Here is an 18,447-nt window from a genome sequence, read left to right as displayed (position 1 = left end):
TCGCCATGTGCGGGGCGTCGGGGGCGTCGCCGGCCAGCCGCAGCGCGACGTACGCCTCGACGGTGGCGGAGAGATCGCCGGGGCCGCCGTGGAAGGTGGCCCAGGTGCCGTCCTCGCGCTGCTCGCCGCGGATGAACAGGGCGGCGGCGCGGGTGGTGTCCTCGTCGCGGATGCCGAGGAACTGACGCAGCAGCAGGTCCTCGGCGTCCATCGTGACGTTGGTCTCGAGNNCGCGCCGTACGGCGCGGGCGGCGATGTCGGGTACCCCGGCCGCCTCGGGGATGTCGGTGTCGTGTTCGCTGGCCGCGGTGAGCCGGGACGGCGAGGCCGCCCCGGTGCTTCCGTCGGTCGTCGCTGTCATGGCTTCCCCTTCGTGCAGTCCTGCAAGTGGTGCGTCTGCTGTGGGTCCGCCGTCGGCCGGTGGGGACTCCCGTCCCACCGGCCGGCGACTACGCGAGGGCTATTCGGCCGATAGTGATCATCTCTTTCGTACGACGACGAAGTCCGCGAGCGCCGTGAACTGTTCCCGCACCCGGTCGGGCATGTCCACGAGGTCGAGGGCCTCGATGGCGATGGTGTGCTGACGTCGTGCCTCCTCGGCGGTCCAGTCGCGGCCGCCGGCCTCCTCGATGAGGGCGGCACGGGCCGCGAACTCCTCCTCGGAGAAGTTCGCGAAGTCGCTGCTTTTGGCGTCGGCGGCGAGGATCTCGCCGAGCCGGGCGGCGGCCGGGCCGTCCGCGGCGAGCGCGGCCACCACCGGGAGGGACTTCTTGCGCTGGCGCAGGTCGCTCCAGGTCTGCTTGCCGGTGGAGTCGGGGTCGCCCCAGATGCCGAGCAGGTCGTCGACCGCCTGGAAGGCCAGGCCCAGATGGTGGCCGTAGCGCTCCAGGGCGTCGGCGGTGCGCTCGTCCGCGCCGCCGAGGACCGCGCCGATGGAGCTGGCGCAGGCGAGCAGGGCGCCGGTCTTGTTGCCCTCCATCTCCAGGCACTCCTCGACGCTGACGCGGTCGCGGTGCTCGTAGGAGATGTCCTGGGCCTGCCCGTCGATGAGGGCGCGGCTGGCCCGGGTGAGGCGGCGGGTGGCGCGGCCGGCCTCGACGGTGCCGAGTTCCAGCAGCACCTCGTTGGCCAGGGCGAACAGGGCGTCGCCGACCAGGATGGCCTGCGCGGGGCCGTGCACCTTCCAGACGGTGTCGCGGTGCCGGCGCTGCTCGTCGCCGTCCATCAGGTCGTCGTGCAGCAGCGAGAAGTTGTGGACCAGCTCGACGGCGACCGCGCCGGGCACGCCGGTCTCCGGGGCGGCGCCGGTGACCTCGGCGGACAGCACGGCGAGGGCGGGGCGCACGGCCTTGCCGCCGTCGCCGTCCGCGGGCCGGCCCTGGGCGTCGATCCAGCCGAAGTGGTAGGCGGCGACCGTGTCCATGGGAGGCGCCAGGCGGTCGACGGCCGCCCGCAGTACCGGCGTGGCCAGGGTCCGGCCGCGCTCCAGGAGCGCGGACACGTCCACCGCGGTCCTTCGAGCGGCCTGCGAGGCCGGGGGCACAGTGGGCACAGTCTCTCCTCTTGTTGCGGTACCGGGGGTGCGGGGACCTGCCGCGCCGCTCTGCTGCAGCATCAGGCCGCCTCCTCGAGGGCGAAGAGGTGGCGCGGGCGGGGCCGGCCGAGGGCGCCCAGCGCGGCGTCCGCCGCGCCGACGCCGCTGCGGACCGCACTCTCCATGGTCGCGGGCCACCCGGTGGCGGTCCACGCTCCGGCCAGGTAGAGGCCGGGTGCCTTGGTGCGGGCGCCGGGCCTGAGGCGTCCGACGCCGGGGGCGGGGGCGAAGGTGGCGGTGCGCTCCCGGGTGACGAAGAAGTCCAGGACCTCGGCGTCGCGGGTGCGCGGCAGCAGCCGCTCCAGTTCGGGCAGGTACCGCTCGCGCAGGGCGGCGACGGGCGCGTCGATGTCGTCGTGGGCGACCGACTGGGACAGCGCCAGGTACTGGCCGTGGCGCAGTCCGGAGGCGTCGGTGCGGTCGAAGACCCACTGCACGGGGGTGCCGAGGGCGGCGAAGAAGGGCCGGGTGAGGACCGTGCGGTCGTAGACGACGTGGACGTTGAGGATGGGGGCGGTGCCGATGCCCAGCAGCCGCTCGGGGTCGTCGAGCGCGCCCGCCGGCAGCAGGTCGTACGCCTCGCGCTGGGGCACGGCGAGGACGACGGCGTCGGCGCGGAGCGTCTCGCCGGGGACGTCGACCGTCCAGCCGCCGCCGTCGCCGGCGCGGACGGAGGTGACGCGGGTGCGGGTTCCGGTGCGCACGCCGGCGGCGTCGAGGGCCTCGCGGGCGAGCCGGTCGTGCAGGTCGCCGAGCGGCACGCGGGCCCAGCCGATGTCGGCGGCGCCCGGGTCGGAGAGCAGGCCGGTCTTGAAGACCATCGCGGCGAGCGCCAGGGAGGAGTCGCCCGCGACGGCGTTGAGGGTGGCGACCCCGACCAGGTCCCACAGGGCCTCGACGGCGCGGGGCGACTGGCCGTGGGCGGCGAGCCAGCTGCCGAAGTCCCGCTCGTCCAGGGCGGGGTCGTCGAGGTCGAGGCCCTTGAGGGCGAGCGCGGCCCGGCCCACCTTGGCCCGGTCGGCGAGGGAGAGGTGGGGGTAGGCGGCGAGGCTGCGGCCCAGGTGCAGGGGCACGGGCAGCGGGTCGCGCCGCAGCCGGCCCAGACGCCGCCCCTCGGGACGGCGGGCGTCGACCACGGGCACGTCGAGGCGGTCCTGGAGCGGCGCGAGGTCCGCTCCCCCGATGCGGTCGAGGAACCAGCGGTAGGCGGTGCAGCAGCGCAGGTAGACGTGCTGGCCGTTGTCGACGGTCAGGTCGCCGCGCCGGAAGGAGAAGGCGAGTCCGCCGAGGCGGGGCCGCCCTTCGAGCAGGGTGACGCGCACGCCGGCGTCGGCGAGGGCGAGGGCGGCGGTGGTGCCGGCCAGTCCGCCGCCGACCACGACGGCGTGGCGGCCCGGCGGGACCGGGCCGTCCGTGCGCGGGGCCCCCTCGTCGCGTGTGCCGTGGCTCATGCGCCCTCCCCTGCCCGGCCGGGCCGCGTGACAGGTGCGCGGCCGGCCGTCTCGGTGAGGGACGCGGCGGCGCGGCGGAGGGTTGCCCGCCGCTTGTCGTCCGGGTGCTCCGGGTACGGGGTGTCCATCAGGCGCGCCTCCCGACGGTGCGCCGGGCGACGTGCCGGGTGTCGAGACCGGACAGGCCGCGCACCGCCACGTACGCCTTCTCGCGGCCGGGCAGGGAGACCCGGCCGCGCAGCACGGCCTCGGGGTCGCGCTCGATGCGGTCCAGGAGGCGGCGGTAGATGCCGGCCATGGCGGCGACGCAGGCGCCGCTGCGCCGGTCGAGCAGCGGGAGCAGCCGGTAGCCCTCGGCGAACAGGGCCCGGGCCCTGCGCACCTCGAAGTGCACCAGGCCCGCGAAGTCGGCGCCCTCCGAGGGTGTCGGCCCGGCGAATCCCGCGGAGCAGCCGAACTTGGCGAGGTCGTCGGCGGGCAGGTAGGTGCGCCCGTTCTCGGCGTCCTCGCGGACGTCGCGCAGGATGTTGGTGAGCTGGAGCGCCAGGCCCAGCGTGTCGGCGTACTCGGAGGCGCGTTCGACGCCGCGCGCGCCCGGCTCGGTGCCGAACACGCCCAGCGAGAGCCGTCCGATGGCGCCGGCGACACAGCGGCAGTAGACCTTCAGGTCGTCCCAGGTCTCGTACGTGTCCCCGCGCAGGTCCATCCGGACGCCGTCGATCAGTTCGTCCAGGCCGCCGAGGGGGATCGGGAAGTGCGCGGCGGCGTGGGCGAGGGCGACCGCGACCGGGTCGGTGTCGTCCTCCTCGACCGCGCCCTCGCGGATCCGGGTGAGCAGCGCGCGGGTGTCGTCGAGGCGGGCGGCCTTGACGTCGTCGGCGAGCGGGCCGTCGCCGATGTCGTCGACCCGCCGGGAGAAGGCGTACAGGGCCGACATGGCACGCCGCTTGGGCGTCGGCAGCAGCCGGATGCCGTAGGCGAAGTTGCGCGCCTGCTGTCCGGTGACGGTCTCGCAGTAGCTGTAGGCGGCGAGTACCGGTGCGGACGCGGAAGATTGCGACTCCACGGTCCGGATCACCCCTTTCCTCGCAGAGTCACGCCCGCCTCGCGCAGCAGCTGCGGTGTGCCGGGCTTGGGCGGGCCGGGAAGTACGTCGTAGTCGGCGGCCGCGATCGCGCGGACGGCCGCCCTTCCTCCCGCCACGAACCCCGCGAGCAGGAGTCTGAGCCTGCCGCGGACGCTGCCCACCAGGGGCGCGCCCTCGTCCAGCAGGTCGAGGGCGCGCTGCGCCTGGAACGCGACGAGTGCGCGCACCGAGGCGCCGGCGGTGGGCGCGGCGAGGTCGGCCTCCTGGACGTGGAAGCGCTTCATGTCCGCGGCGGGCAGATAGATGCGGTCGCGGCCGAGGTCCTCGGCGACGTCCTGGAGGTGCTCGACGATCTGGAGGGCGGTGCAGATCGCGTCGGAGCGGCGGACGCGCTCCGGGGTGGCGGTCCCGGTGACGGCGAGCACGAGGCGGCCGACCGGGTTGGCCGACAGTTCGCAGTAGGCGAGCAGGTCGTCGTAGGTCTCGTAGCGCGTGACCAGCTGGTCCTGACGGTTCGCGGCGATCAGGCCGAGGAACGGCGCGGGGGTCAGCGCGCGGCGGCGGACCGTGGGCTCCAGGCGGCGCAGCAGGGGGTGGCGGGGGCCCGGTCCCGCGGGGTCGAACACGCGGTGAAGCTCGGCTTCCAGGGCGTCGAGGACGGCGAGGCGGTCGCCGGCCTCGTCGTCGGGGACGCCGAGGGCCCGGGCGTCGGCGCCGCCGGGGGCCAGGTCGCCGTCGCCGATGTCGTCGACCAGACGGGCGAAGCCGTAGACGGCCATGAGGTCGTCGCGCCAGGCCCTGGGCAGGAAGAAGGGCGCCACCGGGAAGTTCTCGGCGGCGGCCTTGTCGAGGGTGGCCCGTTCGAGGTCGGCGGGGCGGGCCGGACCGGCGGCCGTCATCGCGGACTGCCCGGGAAGAGGACGGCGCATGCTGAGTTCAGCCGGGGAGTCTCCGAAGCCATTGCCGTCACATCTCCCGTTCTACACTGCTGACCCAATTCACACTATTTCGGACACGCCGCCCAGGCGTCGACCCGACGACGCCGAGGAATGGTGTCGGGCATTATGGCCCTGATTGCCGCCTTTCGGGACCGGTACAGCTTACGTCGTACAACGCGCCGTTCCTCGACGGGGGTCTTCCGAGGACCACGACAACACATCCCCCGGCGTCAAGATTCCGCCGTGCGCGCGGAGTTGACGCATCTTTTGCAGACGCCGGGCCCCGCCGGTCCGTTCCGGCGAGGCCCTGGGCGAAGCGGGCTACTTGCCCGTGAACTTCTCGTACTCGCGGAGCACCTCGTCGGTCGGCCCGTCCATGCGCAGCTCGCCGCGCTCCAGCCACAGCACCCGGTCGCAGGTGTCGCGGATGGACTTGTTGTTGTGGCTGACGAGGAACACCGTGCCGGCGTGCTTGCGCAGCTCCCGGATACGGGCCTCGGAGCGCTTCTGGAAGGAGCGGTCGCCGGTGGCGAGCGCCTCGTCGATCATCAGCACGTCGTGGTCCTTGGCGGCGGCGATGGAGAAGCGCAGGCGGGCCGCCATGCCGGAGGAGTACGTGCGCATCGGCAGGGTGATGAAGTCACCCTTCTCGTTGATGCCGGAGAAGTCGACGATCTCCTGGTAGCGCGCCTTGATCTCCTCGCGCGACATGCCCATCGCGAGCCCGCCGAGGATGATGTTCCGCTCACCGGTGAGGTCGTTCATCAGGGCCGCGTTGACACCGAGCAGGGACGGCTGGCCGTCGGTGTAGACCTTGCCGCGCTCGGCGGGCAGCAGCCCGGCGATGGCCCGCAGCAGGGTCGACTTGCCGGAGCCGTTCGACCCGATCAGGCCGATGGCCTCGCCCCGGTAGGCCACGAAGGACACCCCGCGCACGGCGTGCACCGTGCGCACGCCCCGCTCCTCGCCGCGCTTGAGGATCCGGCTGAGCGCCGCGGTGGCGCTGCCCCTGCCGGTCCTGGCGCCGTTGACGCGGTAGACGATGTGCAGGTCGTCCGCGATGACGGTGGGCACCCGCGCGCCCGTCGTGTCGTCAGCCACGGCCGTACCTCTCCTCTGCCTTCCAGAAGTAGACGAAGCCGACCACGCCGGCCAGCACCGCCCAGCCCAGGGCGAACGCCCAGACGTGCGGCGGCAGGTACGACGAGCCGTACCCGTCGATCAGCGCGAAACGCACCAGGTCCATGTAGATGGCGGCCGGGTTCCACTGGAGGACGTCCGCCAGCCAGGACGGCACGTTCTTGTCCGCCAGCATCGCCGGGATGGAGAACATCACGCCGGACGCGTACATCCAGGTCCGCAGCACGAACGGCATCAGCTGCGCCAGGTCGGGCGTCTTGCTGCCCATCCGCGCGAAGATCAGCGCGAGCCCCGTGTTGAACACGACCTGGAGCGCCAGCGCCGGCACCACCAGCAGCCACGACAGGTCCGGATAGCTCCGGAACGCCACCATGATCACGACCAGCACGATCATGGAGAACAGCAGCTGCTGGAGCTGCTGGAGCGCGAACGAGATCGGCAGCGACGCCCGCGGGAAGTGCAGCGCCCGCACCAGCCCCAGGTTCCCCGAGATCGCCCGCACGCCCGCGAGCACCGAGCTCTGCGTGAAGGTGAACACGAACACGCCCGTCACCAGGAACGGCACGTACACGTCGCTCGGGATCCCGCGCCGGGCGCCCAGCAGCAGGCCGAAGATGAAGAAGTACACCGCCGCGTTCAGCAGCGGCGTCGCCACCTGCCACAGCTGCCCCAGCTTCGCCTTGCTGTACTGCGCGGTCAGCTTGGCCTGCGAGAACGCCAGGATGAAGTGACGCCGCCCCCACAGCTGACGGACGTACGCGCCGAGGGACGGGCGGGCGCCGCTCACGGACAGCCCGTACTTGGCGGCCAGCTCGGCCGCCGGGAGGCCCTCGTCGGGCGACGCGGGCGCGCCGACCGCGACCGTGCCGTCGTGCGTTGTCTCACTCACGGGTGGATAACTTTCGTCCTCGATGTGCGTGGCCCGCGCGGGCCTGCCGGAGCCGGGGACCGGGCGGTGCCGGGTCCCCGGACTCGAAGCCTGTCAGATCACCGGGGGCCGGCCCAGCCGGGTCAGCCGCCACACCGTACGCCACTTCATGGGACGGCGGGGGCCGCAGGGCGAGCTCCAGCCCTCCTTGAAGCCCCCGAACCACGCCTTGAGCGCGGGGCCCGAGGGACGCCGCAGGAGGGTGAGGAGCAGCCAGACGCCCAGGTACACCGGGACGAGGAGGGCGGGCAGGTTGCGCCGGGCGAGCCAGACGCGGTTGCGGGCCACCATGCGGTGGTACACCGCGTGCCGGGAGGGGGCGGTCGTCGGGTGGTACAGCACCATGTCCGACCGGTAGTCGATCATCCAGCCGGCGTCGAGGGCGCGCCAGGCCAGGTCGGTCTCCTCGTGGGCGTAGAAGAACTCGTCCGGCAGGCCGCCGACCTCGGCGAACACCTGGGTGCGGACCGCGTTGGCGCCGCCGAGGAAGGTGGTCACGCGGGAGGAGCGCATCGGGTCGGAGGCGCGCAGCCGGGGCACGTGCCGGCGCTGGGTGACGCCGGTGTCGGGGTCGGCGATGCGGAAGCTGATGATGCCGAGCGCCGGGTCCTCGGCGAACGCCTTCCGGCACAGCTCGGCGGTGTCGGTGTGCGCGAGCAGGCCGTCGTCGTCGAGGAAGAGCAGGATGTCGACGTCCCGGCCGCCGGGCCCGAACGCCTCGATGCCGACGTTGCGCCCACCGGGGATGCCGAGGTTCTCGGGCAGCTCGACGGTCTTCACGCCGTCGGGGACGTCCGGCACGGGCGAGCCGTTGCCGACGACCACGACCTGGACGGGGTCGCCGTCCTGCTTGGCGACCGAGTCGAGCAGGGCGCGCAGTTCGTCGGGGCGGTTGCCCATGGTGATGATCACCGCGCCGACCTTCATGCCCGCGCTCACTTCAGCCTGCTGGAGACGAGGACGGACACGAGGTGCAGCAGGGTCTGGAGCAGCGCGATCCCGGCCAGCACGGCGGTGCCGAGCCGGGTGAAGAACAGGTCGCCGCGGGCGTTGTCGAGGATCGCGAGGAGCAGGATCAGCAGGGACGCCTCTATGCCCAGGATCAGCCGGTGGAACTTCAGGGCGGCGGCGGCCCGGCGGGCCAGCGCCATGCCGGAGGAGCGCGGCTCGGAGGCGGACTCCTTCACCGGCGGCAGGCCGTTCTGGTGGCGGGCGACGCCGACCAGGTCGGTCTCCGCCTTGATGAGTATCGCGCCCAGCGCGGCGAGGGTGCCGAGGAAGGCCCACAGCCAGTCGATGCGACCGGTGCCCCACAGGTCGGCGGCGCGCAGACCGAGGCCGACCAGCACGGCGGCGTCGGTCAGATAGGCGCCGACGCGGTCCATGTAGACGCCGCCGAGGGAGTACTGCTTGCGCCAGCGGGCGATCTCGCCGTCGACGCAGTCCAGCAGCAGGTACAGCTGGACCGCGACCACCCCGAGGACCGCCCCCGTGATGCCGGGCACCAGGAGGGCGGGGGCCGCGAGGACACCGCAGAGGGTCATCAGATACGTGAGCTGGTTGGGGGTGACGCGGGTGTTCACCAGGTAGCGGTCGACCCGCAGGGACACCTCGCGCATGTAGAGGCGTCCCATCCAGTGCTCACCGCTGCGCCGGTCCTTGACCCCCGCGGGGTGCACGACCGGACGGAGTTCAGCTACCGATGGCCTTGACATAGTCGGCGTAGACGTCCTTGATCTGTTCGGGGGTCAGGGCGAGGTGTTCGAGGATGGTGAAGCGGCCGGGGCGGGTCTCGGGGGCGTACTCGACGACGCGGACGAACTCGTCGACGGTGAACCCGATCTCCTCGGGCAGCACCGGCAGCCCGTGCCTGCGCAGCACCTCGGCCATGGCCGCCGACTCCTCGTGCGCGCCGCGCAGGTACATCGCGAAGGCGGCGCCCAGTCCGCACTGCTCGCCGTGGGCGGCGGCGCGCTGCGGATGGAGCAGGTCGAAGGCGTGGTTGATCTCGTGGCAGGCGCCGGAGGAGGGCCGGGAGTCGCCGGAGACGGACATCGAGATGCCGGTGAGGACCAGCGCCTCGGCCAGCACCTGGAGGAAGCCGTCGTCGTCGACGCCGCCCGGGTGACGGAGCACGGCCTCGCCGGCCTGCCGGGCCATGGCGGCGGCGAGTCCGTCGATCTTCTCGCCGTTGACGCGGTGGGACAGCTCCCAGTCCGCGACGGCGGAGATGTTGGAGACGACGTCGCCGATGCCCGAGCGGACGTACCGGACCGGGGCCTCGCGGATGACGTTGAGGTCGATCACGACCGCGATCGGGTTGGGCACGCCGTAGGAGCCGCGGCCCGCGTCGTTGTCGAGGGTGGCGACCGGTGAGCACAGGCCGTCGTGGGCGAGGTTGGTGGCGACCGCGACCAGGGGCAGGCCGACGCGCGCCGAGGCGAACTTGGCGCAGTCGATGATCTTCCCGCCGCCGAGGCCGACCACCGCGTCGTAGCGGCCGCCCTGGATGGCGCCGGCCAGCCGGACCGCGTCGTCGATGGTGCCGCCGCCGACCTCGAACCAGTCGGCGCCGGGCAGCGAGGGCGCGACGCGGTCACGCAGCCGGGCGCCGGAGCCGCCGCTGACGGCGATGGCGAGCCGGCCGGACTGCGAGATGCGCTCGTCGGCCAGGACGCAGGCCAGGTCGTCGAGGGCGCCGGGGCGGATGTCGACGACGACCGGCGAGGGGATGAGCCGGGTCAGTACTGGCACGCGATCTCCCGTCCGCGGGCGAGGTCGTCGTGGTTGTCGATCTCGACCCACCGGACGTCGCCGATCGGCGCCACGTCGATCCGGAAGCCCCGGTTCACCAGCTCCTGGTAGCCGTCCTCGTAGTACAGCTGCGGGTCCCGCTCGAACGTCGCCTTCAGCGCGTCCGCCAGCTCCACGGCCGCGTCGCCCTCGATCAGCGTCACGCCGATGTACTCGCCGGTCGCCTCCGCCGGGTCCATCAGCTTCGTGATCCGCGTCATCCCCTTCGCCGGGTCGACGACGACCTTCATCTCCTCGTCGGCGAGCTTCTTCACCGTGTCCAGCGCCAGGATGATCTTCCTGCCGTCACCGCGCGCGTCCAGCAGCGTCCGCTCCACCGACACCGGGTGCACCGTGTCGCCGTTGGCGAGGATCACCCCGTCCTTCAGGGCGTCCCGCGCGCACCACAGCGAGTAGGCGTTGTTCCACTCCTCCGCCTTGTCGTTGTCGATGAGCGTGAGCTTCAGCCCGTACGTGGCCTCCAGCGCCTCCTTGCGCGCGTACACGGCCTCCTTGCGGTAGCCGACCACGACACCCACCTCGGTCAGCCCGATCTCCGCGAAGTTGCCGAGCGTCAGGTCGAGGACCGTCGGCTCCCCTTCTATGCCCGCGGGCCCCACCGGCACCAGCGCCTTGGGCAGGGTGTCGGTGTAGGGGCGCAGACGCCGGCCGGCGCCGGCCGCCAGCACGAGGCCGATCATGCGGGTTCTCCTTCGTCGTGTACGGCGGGTGCGCCACCCTGGTGGGCGGCGACCCAGAAGCGGATGCTCTCGGCGAGCACCACGAGAGCCACGGCCACGGCGAGGGCCGTGAGCGCGACGGTGAATCCGGACGCGGTGAGCACGGCCGCCAGGACGGCGACCGCAAGCGTGCGACCTTCGTGCCCCCCGATCGCCCGCACCAGCGCACGCGGGGGCGCGCCCGCGTCGCCGCGGATGCGGTAGACCGTGTCGTAGTGATGGTAGGCGACCGCGGACACCAGTCCGTAGGCCGCCGGAAGGGCTCCGTTCACCTCCGCGTCGGCCGCCAGTACCAGGACGGTTCCGTACTCGGCGGCGCGGAACAGCGGGGGGACGAGCCAGTCGAGGCGGCCGGTGAGGGGGCGGCCGACGGCTGCGGCGGAGCAGATCACGTAGGCGAGGGCGGCCAGGACGGTCTGCCATCCGGCGCCCCACACCAGGGCGGAGCCCGTCACCAGCACCGCGCCGAGGGCGGCGGCCGCCACGCCGCCGCGCGCCCGGAAGCGGTGCGCGAGTGCGGAGAGCGGTCCGCCGTCGGCGAGGTCGGCCAGGGCCCGGGCCGCGCGGGCGGCCCCGTCCCCGTCCGTCGCGGGGCGGCGCACGGAACGCAGGACCCGCCCGGCCGTGGTGTACGCGGCGGCGAAGGCGCAGCCGGCGAGCAGCACCCAGAAGGTGACGCGGGGGGTGGTGACGGCGGTGAGGACGGCGATCAGGGCCCAGCGTTCGCCGATCGGCAGGACGATCATGCGGCGCACCCAGACCGTCCAGCCGACGCGGTCCAGGCGGCCCGACAGGGCGGCGGCGGGTCCGCCCGCGGAGCCGGCCCGGCCCTCGGCGAAGGAGAAGTCGATCACGTGCCGGCAGGACTGGAGGATTATGGCGCCGAGCGCCAGGGCCCAGACGTCGTCGCCGTCGCGCGCGGCGCCGAGGGCGAGGCCGGCGTAGAAGGCGTACTCCTTGGCCCGGTCGAACGTGGCGTCGAGCCAGGCGCCCAGCGTGGAGTACTGCAAGGAGTACCGGGCCAGCTGGCCGTCGGCGCAGTCCAGGACGAACGAGGCGAGGAGCAGCACGCCCGCGGCGACGTAGCCGGCGCGCGTGCCGGTGGCGGCGCAGCCGGCCGCGATCAGGGCGGTGAGCAGGGAGGCGGTGGTGACCTGGTTCGGGGTCAGTCCGCGGCGGGCGCACCAGCGCGCGAGGTGGCGCGAGTAGGGGCTGACGCAGAAGGTGGTGAAGAAGCCGTCGCGGGCCTTGACGGCGGACCTGAGGCGGACGGCCTCCTCGTCCACGGCGGCGACGGCCTGCCGGGCCTCGTTGCGCGCCTGCGGGTCGGCGGGGACGGCGGCGACCAGGCTGCCGAGCTCGGGGCGGTGCACGTCGGTGTCGAGGGCGGCGGTGACCCGGTCCGGGAGGCCCTCCACGAGCGTGCCGTTGCCCGCGCGCTGTCCGGAGGCGGAGTTCTCGCGGGCCATCGCGCGGGTCAGGGCCTGGCGGCCGGACCGCTGGGCGGTGACGGCGCCGGGGATCGCGGAGAGCGGGAAGCGGGGGTCGGTCAGGCCGAGCCGCAGGGCGTGCACGTGTCCGACGAACCGGGTGTCGACGAGCGCGACCCGGTCCTCACCGGGGACCCCGGCGAGCAGCGTCTCGGCCTCCGCGGCGCCGGCGGCGGTCCGCACGTCGAAGCCCAGGGAGCGCAGGTCGCGCTCGAGTGACGAGCCGGGGACCGGGGGGCCGGTGACGATGGCGGTCGGCAACCGAAAACTCACTCCCTGGGGCGACGCGTCCACGCCGGTCATGTACACGGTGATGCGCCCGTCCGGAGGCCCTGCGGGCGGCATGTCGGCAGAGGCTATCGGATACTCGGAAGCCCGCGTTCACCGCCCGTTCGCCGACCGGATCGACGCGGTTCGCCCGTTCCTGTGCCGCGCTCATCATCGGGGATACCGGCCCCGGCTCACAAACCGCGCCGGTGGCTCGCCTTAGGGTGGACCACCATGACGTGGCTGATCACCGGCGGAGCCGGATACATCGGGGCCCATGTGGTGCGGGCCATGACCGACGCCGGGGAGCGTGTCGTCGTGCTGGACGACCTCTCCGCCGGGGTCCCGGCGCGGCTGCCCGAGGGCGTCCCGCTGGTCAGCGGCTCCGCGCTGGACGGCGACCTGCTGACCAAGGTGCTCACCGAGCACGGCGCGACCGGCGTGCTGCACCTGGCGGCGCGCAAGCAGCCCGGCGAGTCGGTGGAGCAGCCCACCCGCTACTACCGGGAGAACCTGGGGGGCCTCGCGACCCTGCTGGACGCCGTCGCGGAGGCGGGCGTGCGGCGCTTCGTCTTCTCCTCGTCCGCGGCCGTGTACGGCGACCCGCACGTGGACCTCATCACCGAGGACACGCCCTGCGCCCCCGTGAACCCCTACGGCGAGACCAAACTCGCCGGGGAGTGGCTGGTGCGGGCGGCGGGCCGGGCGCACGGCATCGACACGGTATGCCTGCGCTACTTCAACGTGGCGGGCGCGGCGGCCCCCGAGCTGGCCGACACCGGCGTCTACAACATCGTGCCGATGGTCTTCGACCGGATCACCCGCGGCGAGGCGCCGCGCATCTTCGGCGACGACTACCCGACCCCGGACGGCACCTGCATCCGGGACTACATCCATGTGGCCGACCTCGCCGAGGCGCACCTGGCGGCGGTGCGGACGCTGTCGGAGGGCGGCGTCGAGGGCGATCTGACGCTGAACGTCGGACGCGGCGAGGGCGTCTCCGTACGGGAGCTGATCACGGTCATCGGGGAGGTCACCGGCGAGACCACCACCCCGCTGGTCGAGCCGCGGCGTCCCGGTGACCCGCCCCGCGCGGTGGCGTCGGCCGCCCTCGCGAGCGAGCGCCTGGGCTGGACCGCGCGCCGCTCGGTGCGCGAGATGGTCGAGTCGGCCTGGGAGGGCTGGCAGCTGTTCCAGGGCGCCCCGCGCGCCTGACCTGCGGATCGTTTCCGCAGGTCAGGGCACATGACAACGGTGTTCAGTGCCGCGTTGCCCGATACCCCCTCCCCGTAGTTCACTGTGCTCCGGAAGGGCAGCGGCAGGCGACGGCGGAAGGGCGGCGGCGAGCATGGGGGCAGGCCACGATCACGGGCACGCGCACGGGGCGCCGGCCGGCGGCACGGTCAGCGCGGCGTACCGGGGGAGGCTGCGGATCGCGCTGGCGATCACGGTCTTCGTGATGGTCGTGCAGATCGTCGGCGGTCTGCTGGCCGACTCGCTCGCCCTGGTCGCGGACTCGGCGCACATGGCGACCGACGCCCTGGGGCTGGGCATGGCCCTGCTCGCCATCCACTTCGCGGGCCGCCCGCCGAGCGATCGGCGCACCTTCGGGCTGGCCCGCGCGGAGATCCTCGCGGCGCTGGCCAACTGCCTGCTGCTGCTCGGCGTCGGCGGCTACGTGCTGTACGAGGCGATCCAGCGGTTCATCACGCCGGCGGCCACGGAGGGCGGTCTGGCGATGGTGTTCGGCGCCGTCGGCCTGGCCGCCAACCTGGTGTCGCTGTCGCTGCTGATGCGCGGCCAGAAGGAGAGCCTGAACGTGCGCGGCGCCTTCCTGGAGGTGGCGGCGGACGCGCTCGGCTCGGTCACGGTGATCGTGGCGGCGCTGGTGATCGTCACCACCGGCTGGACGGCCGCCGACCCGGTCGCCTCGCTGGTCATCGCGCTGATGATCGTGCCTCGGACGCTGCGCCTGCTGCGCGAGACGCTCGACGTGCTGCTGGAGGCGGCGCCCAAGGGCGTGGACATGGCCGAGGTGCGGGCGCACATCCTGAACACGCCGGGGGTGGAGGACGTGCACGACCTGCACGCCTGGACGATCACCTCGGGGATGCCGGTGCTCTCCGCGCACGTGGTGGTCAGCGCGGACACGCTGAACGCGATCGGGCACGAGAAGATGCTGCACGAGCTTCAGGACTGCCTGGGCGGCCACTTCGACGTGCAGCACTGCACCTTCCAGCTGGAGCCGAGCGGGCACGCGGAGCACGAGGCGCGGCTGTGCCACTGAGGCGCGTGGGGCTTCCGTATTCATCGGTGTCACTCGGCGCGTAGGTGTCGCGTGCGGGGACGCGCACGCCCCCGGGCGCGCCGATGCGCCGGGGAACGCAGCCTTCCGCCGGGTGACGGCGTCTCCTCTTTCCGGCGGGTGCCGCGGACGCGCATTTCCGACGCCCGTCACGGGCACGATCAGCGCGGGTCCGGCGCCGTCCGGCCGCCGCCTCCCCCGCCCGTCGCGCCGGGGGCGGGACATGCGGGGGAGGACCGGAGTGCCGGGAGTGCCGGATTCGTGCGGCAGACTGGGGCGCGAACACCGAGTGAAGGATGGGTATGCCGATCACACCTGCCACCGCGACGAACAGCCCGTCGAGCGGCACCGCCGAGCCGATTTTGCTGGAACTGGTCGACGAGGACGGCGTGACGGTCGGCACCGCGGAGAAGCTCTCCGCCCATCAGCCGCCGGGGAAGCTGCACCGGGCCTTCTCGGTGTTCCTGTTCGACGAGCGCGGGCGGCTGCTGCTCCAGCAGCGGGCCCTCGGCAAGTACCACTCCCCCGGTGTGTGGTCGAACACCTGCTGCGGCCACCCCTACCCGGGCGAGGCCCCGTTCGCGGCGGCGGCCCGGCGGACGTACGAGGAGCTGGGGGTGTCGCCCTCGCTGATGGCGGAGGCCGGCACGGTCCGCTACAACCACCCGGACCCGGCCTCGGGCCTGGTGGAGCAGGAGTTCAACCACCTCTTCGTCGGCATGGTGCAGTCGCCGCTGCGGCCCGACGGGAACGAGGTCGCCGCCACGGCGTACGTGACGCCGGAGGACCTGGCGGAGCGGCACGCGCGGGACACCTTCTCGGCGTGGTTCATGACCGTGCTGGACGCGGCCCGGCCGGCCGTGCGGGAGCTGACGGGCCCGTCGGCCGGATGGTGACACCGGCCCCGGGGGGCGGGTCGCCGGTCAGTAGGTCCGCGCGGGCTTGAGCGGCAGGGCGGCCCAGATCACCTTGCCGCCGGTGGACGTGTGCTCCACCTCGCAGGCCCCGCCGGCCTCCCGCGTGATCTCCCGGACGAGGAGCAGGCCCCGGCCGCCGGTGCGGCCGTAGTCGTTCTCCAGGGCGGTGGGACGGTAGGGGTGGTTGTCCTCCACGGACACCCGGATCCACTCGGCGCCGACCGCGACCTCGACCGCGAGCATCGGGGACAGCAGCGCCGCGTGTTTGACCGCGTTGGTGACCAGCTCGGAGACGATCAGCAGCAGGCCCTGCACCACGTCGTCCGCGACCGGCACCCCCTGCCGCAGCAGCAGGTCCCGCACGGCGTGCCGGGCCTGTGGCACCGAGGCGTCCACGGCAGGGGCGGTGAACCGCCAGACACCTTCGTACGGCAGCGGGTCGCCACCCTCACGCTCGATTGTCACCACACGTCGAGTGTTGGGACCGATCGCCTCCGGCCTTTCGCACTGAACGCAAGTCAACGGATATCGAGCGCTTGCGACCGTTCGGGCCCGACTCGGGCGGGCGCGCGACCGTTCGGGTTCGTTGTGTACCGCTGTGTGCCGCGACCCGTGCGCGCCGGGAGGGCCGTGCGCGCGGCGCGTTCACTTCCCGGCGACCATCCCCACGATGCGCCGGCCGCCGTAGCCGGTGGCGATCAGTCCCAGCCCGTCGAACAGCAGGGACAGCGAGAAGAACGTGCCGATGACGTACTGGCTGCTGCTCGGCCAGGTGGCGAGGACCAGGATGCCGAGGAGCAGCCCGAAGGCGCCCTGCACCAGCGTCCAGCCGAACTGCGGGCCGCGTACGACCAGGCTGCCGACCAGCCGGAACACCCCGCCGGTCAGGAACAGCAGCGCGGCGAACATGGTCAGCGCCTCGGCCGCGGCCTCCGGCGTCTTGATGACCACCACCCCGGCCGCGATGTTCAGGGCGGCGACGACCACGCCCAGCCAGAAGAAGTTGGTGTCCCTCGCCTGCACGGCGTGGAGCAGCCCGACCAGGCCGCCGACCAGCAGCAGCCAGCCGAACAGCAGCATCGTGGTCAGCGTGGCGGCGGCCGTGTAGATCAGGCCGATCAGCCCGGCGACGACGAGGATCACCCCGAGCACGGCCAGCACGCCGAAGCCGCGGTTCAGCTTCGCCGTGTCGGCCCGCGGGCCCGCGGCTCCGGTGGACCTGGTCATGGCTGCCTCCCGGTCTCGTTCCCCGTCCCGACGCTCCCGCTCCCCCGTGTCCCCCGCCCCGGACGCTCGTAACACCGGGCGCGCGGCCCGCCGTACACCGCCGTGACCGGGGCGGATAGCATCCGGCGCATGGAGGAGCCGCAGCTGCTGCACAGCGTCACCGACTCGGTCGCCACGGTCGTGATCCGCCATCCCGCGAAGCGCAACGCGATGACGGCGGCGATGTGGGCGGCGCTGCCCCCGCTGCTCGGCGCGCTGGCAGCCGACCCGGGGGTGCGGGCGCTGGTGCTCACCGGCGACGGTGGCACCTTCTGCGCGGGGGCGGACATCTCCACGCTCCGGGGGTCGCCCGTGGAGGCGCAGCGGCTGGCCGTGGCCGCCGAGGAGGCGCTCGCCGCCTTCCCCAAGCCGGCCCTGGCCGCCGTGCGCGGTCACTGCGTGGGCGGCGGGGCGCAGCTGGCGGCCGCCTGCGACCTGCGGTTCGCCGAGGAGGGCGCGCTCTTCGGGGTGACCCCGGCGAAGCTCGGCATCGTCTACCCGGCCTCCGCCACCCGGCGGCTGGTGTCGCTGGTGGGCCCCTCGACGGCCAAGTACCTGCTCTTCTCCGGCGAGCTGATCGGCACGGAGCGCGCGCTGCGCACGGGACTGGTGGACGAGGTGCTGCCCGTCGGCGCGCTGGACGCGCGGGTCGCCGGGTTCACCCGGGTCCTGGCGTCCCGGTCCCTGCTGACCCAGGCGGCGGCGAAGGAGTACGCCGACGGCCGCACGGACCGCGACGGCCACTGGCTCGAGCAGGCCGCCGCGAGCGACGACACCGCGGAGGGGGTCGCGGCGTTCCTGGAGCGCAGGGCGCCGCACTTCACCTGGAACGCGGTCACGTCAGGATGAACCGGCTCTTCGCCCGCATCTCCTCGACGAGGTGCGCGGGGGCCTTGCGCGGCGAGCCCGCGTCGTAGGGCGGTCGCGGGTCGTACTCGGTGAGCAGCTGGACGGCCCGCGCGTGGTCGTCGCCGGCGAGGCGCCCGAGCAGGGTGAGCCCCATGTCGATGCCGGAGGAGACGCCGGCCGCGGTGACGTACTTGCCGTCGGTGACCACCCGTTCCTCCGTGGCCTCGGCGCCGTACCGCTCCAGGTGGCCGAGGGCGAGCCAGTGGGAGGTGGCCCGGCGCCCGCGCAGGAGTCCCGCCGCAGCGAGCAGCAGCGAGCCGGTGCACACGGACGTGGTCCAGGTGCTGGCGGCGTCGGCGGCGCGCAGCCAGTCGAGCAGCACCTCGTTGTCCATCTGCGCGGACTGGCCGGGCCCGCCGGGGACCACGACGACGTCGGGGCGCGGAACGTCGGCCAGGGAGCGGTCGGCGGTGAGCGTGAGGGATCCGGCGTCGTTGCCGACGGGTCCGGGCCGCTCGGCGACCAGGACGGTCTCGGCGCCGGGAAGGCGGACGAGCATCTCGTAGGGGCCCACGGCGTCGAGGGCGGTGAAGCGGTCGAAGAGGACGACGGCGATCTGCATGGAGGGCCTTCCTGGTGCGGACGGTCGGACGGGTGCGGTCGGACGGGGGCGGTCAGGGGC

General features: G+C 73.5%; 19 protein-coding genes and 1 pseudogene. 4 read left to right on the top strand and 16 right to left on the bottom strand.

Annotation, left to right across the window (positions count from 1 at the left end; genetic code table 11):
• From CCN29_RS15925 to CCN29_RS15870, 13 genes and pseudogenes are all read right to left on the bottom strand, one after another.
• Positions 1 to 361 (bottom strand): annotated as a pseudogene (locus tag CCN29_RS15925) (squalene--hopene cyclase); the annotation flags it as partial.
• Between the two features lie 117 nt (positions 362 to 478).
• Complete coding sequence (locus CCN29_RS15920; protein WP_031024521.1) at positions 479 to 1,543, bottom strand: polyprenyl synthetase family protein; 1,065 nt, start codon at positions 1,541 to 1,543, stop codon at positions 479 to 481.
• A gap of 71 nt (positions 1,544 to 1,614) precedes the next feature.
• Positions 1,615 to 3,045 carry a hydroxysqualene dehydroxylase HpnE gene (hpnE, locus tag CCN29_RS15915; RefSeq protein WP_031024523.1) on the bottom strand — a complete coding sequence of 477 codons (1,431 nt, stop codon included), beginning with the start codon at positions 3,043 to 3,045 and terminating at the stop codon, positions 1,615 to 1,617.
• Positions 3,042 to 3,173 carry a DUF6380 family protein gene (locus tag CCN29_RS35930; RefSeq protein ID WP_100247946.1) on the bottom strand — a complete coding sequence of 44 codons (132 nt, stop codon included), beginning with the start codon at positions 3,171 to 3,173 and terminating at the stop codon, positions 3,042 to 3,044. Before CCN29_RS35930 ends, hpnE begins: the two co-directional genes overlap by 4 nt.
• Positions 3,173 to 4,123, bottom strand: a complete 951-nt coding sequence (gene hpnD, locus CCN29_RS15910; protein ID WP_189409719.1) for a presqualene diphosphate synthase HpnD — start codon at positions 4,121 to 4,123, stop codon at positions 3,173 to 3,175. The genes CCN29_RS35930 and hpnD overlap by 1 nt, the downstream gene beginning before the upstream one ends.
• Positions 4,120 to 5,031, bottom strand: a complete 912-nt coding sequence (gene hpnC / locus CCN29_RS15905; protein WP_006133317.1) for a squalene synthase HpnC — start codon at positions 5,029 to 5,031, stop codon at positions 4,120 to 4,122. Before hpnC ends, hpnD begins: the two co-directional genes overlap by 4 nt.
• Positions 5,032 to 5,391: 360 nt before the next feature.
• Positions 5,392 to 6,171: an ABC transporter ATP-binding protein gene (locus CCN29_RS15900; protein ID WP_006133318.1), complete on the bottom strand. Its 780-nt coding sequence runs from the start codon at positions 6,169 to 6,171 to the stop codon at positions 5,392 to 5,394.
• A complete protein-coding gene (locus tag CCN29_RS15895; RefSeq protein ID WP_086682589.1) occupies positions 6,164 to 7,099 on the bottom strand; it encodes an ABC transporter permease in 936 nt (311 codons plus the stop codon). Before CCN29_RS15895 ends, CCN29_RS15900 begins: the two co-directional genes overlap by 8 nt.
• A 93-nt stretch (positions 7,100 to 7,192) precedes the next feature.
• Positions 7,193 to 8,065 (bottom strand): glycosyltransferase family 2 protein, encoded by an 873-nt coding sequence (locus tag CCN29_RS15890; RefSeq protein WP_228752787.1) that lies wholly within the window; start codon positions 8,063 to 8,065, stop codon positions 7,193 to 7,195.
• 8 nt (positions 8,066 to 8,073) lie between these two features.
• Positions 8,074 to 8,817: a CDP-alcohol phosphatidyltransferase family protein gene (locus CCN29_RS15885; RefSeq protein ID WP_039987642.1), complete on the bottom strand. Its 744-nt coding sequence runs from the start codon at positions 8,815 to 8,817 to the stop codon at positions 8,074 to 8,076.
• 13 nt (positions 8,818 to 8,830) lie between these two features.
• The gene (locus CCN29_RS15880) at positions 8,831 to 9,892 is read right to left on the bottom strand and encodes an iron-containing alcohol dehydrogenase family protein (RefSeq protein ID WP_006133322.1); all 1,062 of its coding nucleotides are present in this window, start codon (positions 9,890 to 9,892) and stop codon (positions 8,831 to 8,833) included.
• On the bottom strand, positions 9,880 to 10,632 hold the full coding sequence (locus CCN29_RS15875; protein ID WP_086682584.1) for a phosphocholine cytidylyltransferase family protein: 753 nt from the start codon (positions 10,630 to 10,632) through the stop codon (positions 9,880 to 9,882). The genes CCN29_RS15880 and CCN29_RS15875 overlap by 13 nt, the downstream gene beginning before the upstream one ends.
• Positions 10,629 to 12,422 (bottom strand): DUF5941 domain-containing protein, encoded by a 1,794-nt coding sequence (locus tag CCN29_RS15870; protein ID WP_086682581.1) that lies wholly within the window; start codon positions 12,420 to 12,422, stop codon positions 10,629 to 10,631. The genes CCN29_RS15875 and CCN29_RS15870 overlap by 4 nt, the downstream gene beginning before the upstream one ends.
• A 240-nt stretch (positions 12,423 to 12,662) precedes the next feature.
• Between CCN29_RS15870 and galE the strand changes: the two genes are divergently transcribed.
• From galE to idi, 3 genes are all read left to right on the top strand, one after another.
• Entirely contained in the window at positions 12,663 to 13,643 is a 981-nt protein-coding gene (galE, locus tag CCN29_RS15865) for a UDP-glucose 4-epimerase GalE (RefSeq protein ID WP_086682578.1), read from the top strand.
• Positions 13,644 to 13,776: 133 nt separating this feature from the next.
• On the top strand, positions 13,777 to 14,715 hold the full coding sequence (locus tag CCN29_RS15860; RefSeq protein WP_006133326.1) for a cation diffusion facilitator family transporter: 939 nt from the start codon (positions 13,777 to 13,779) through the stop codon (positions 14,713 to 14,715).
• 320 nt (positions 14,716 to 15,035) lie between these two features.
• Positions 15,036 to 15,629 carry an isopentenyl-diphosphate Delta-isomerase gene (gene idi / locus CCN29_RS15855; protein ID WP_006133327.1) on the top strand — a complete coding sequence of 198 codons (594 nt, stop codon included), beginning with the start codon at positions 15,036 to 15,038 and terminating at the stop codon, positions 15,627 to 15,629.
• A gap of 27 nt (positions 15,630 to 15,656) precedes the next feature.
• Here idi and CCN29_RS15850 read toward each other — a convergent pair whose 3' ends face one another.
• Together CCN29_RS15850 and CCN29_RS15845 are read right to left on the bottom strand one after the other, a co-directional pair.
• Positions 15,657 to 16,118 carry an ATP-binding protein gene (locus tag CCN29_RS15850; protein WP_006133328.1) on the bottom strand — a complete coding sequence of 154 codons (462 nt, stop codon included), beginning with the start codon at positions 16,116 to 16,118 and terminating at the stop codon, positions 15,657 to 15,659.
• Between the two features lie 177 nt (positions 16,119 to 16,295).
• The gene (locus CCN29_RS15845) at positions 16,296 to 16,877 is read right to left on the bottom strand and encodes an HdeD family acid-resistance protein (RefSeq protein ID WP_006133329.1); all 582 of its coding nucleotides are present in this window, start codon (positions 16,875 to 16,877) and stop codon (positions 16,296 to 16,298) included.
• 129 nt (positions 16,878 to 17,006) lie between these two features.
• On the opposite strand from CCN29_RS15845, the gene CCN29_RS15840 reads away from it, so the two are divergent.
• Complete coding sequence (locus CCN29_RS15840; protein WP_086682576.1) at positions 17,007 to 17,765, top strand: enoyl-CoA hydratase/isomerase family protein; 759 nt, start codon at positions 17,007 to 17,009, stop codon at positions 17,763 to 17,765.
• On the opposite strand, the gene CCN29_RS15835 is transcribed toward CCN29_RS15840, so the two are convergent.
• Positions 17,752 to 18,387 (bottom strand): DJ-1/PfpI family protein, encoded by a 636-nt coding sequence (locus tag CCN29_RS15835; RefSeq protein ID WP_006133331.1) that lies wholly within the window; start codon positions 18,385 to 18,387, stop codon positions 17,752 to 17,754. The genes CCN29_RS15840 and CCN29_RS15835 overlap by 14 nt on opposite strands.
• Positions 18,388 to 18,447 lie beyond the last annotated feature (60 nt).

This window comes from Streptomyces pseudogriseolus (assembly GCA_002154585.1).
Classification (GTDB): Bacteria; Actinomycetota; Actinomycetes; order Streptomycetales; family Streptomycetaceae; genus Streptomyces; species Streptomyces pseudogriseolus.
Note: the sequence above shows the minus strand (reverse complement) of the source record. Positions and strands in the feature narration are given on the sequence as shown.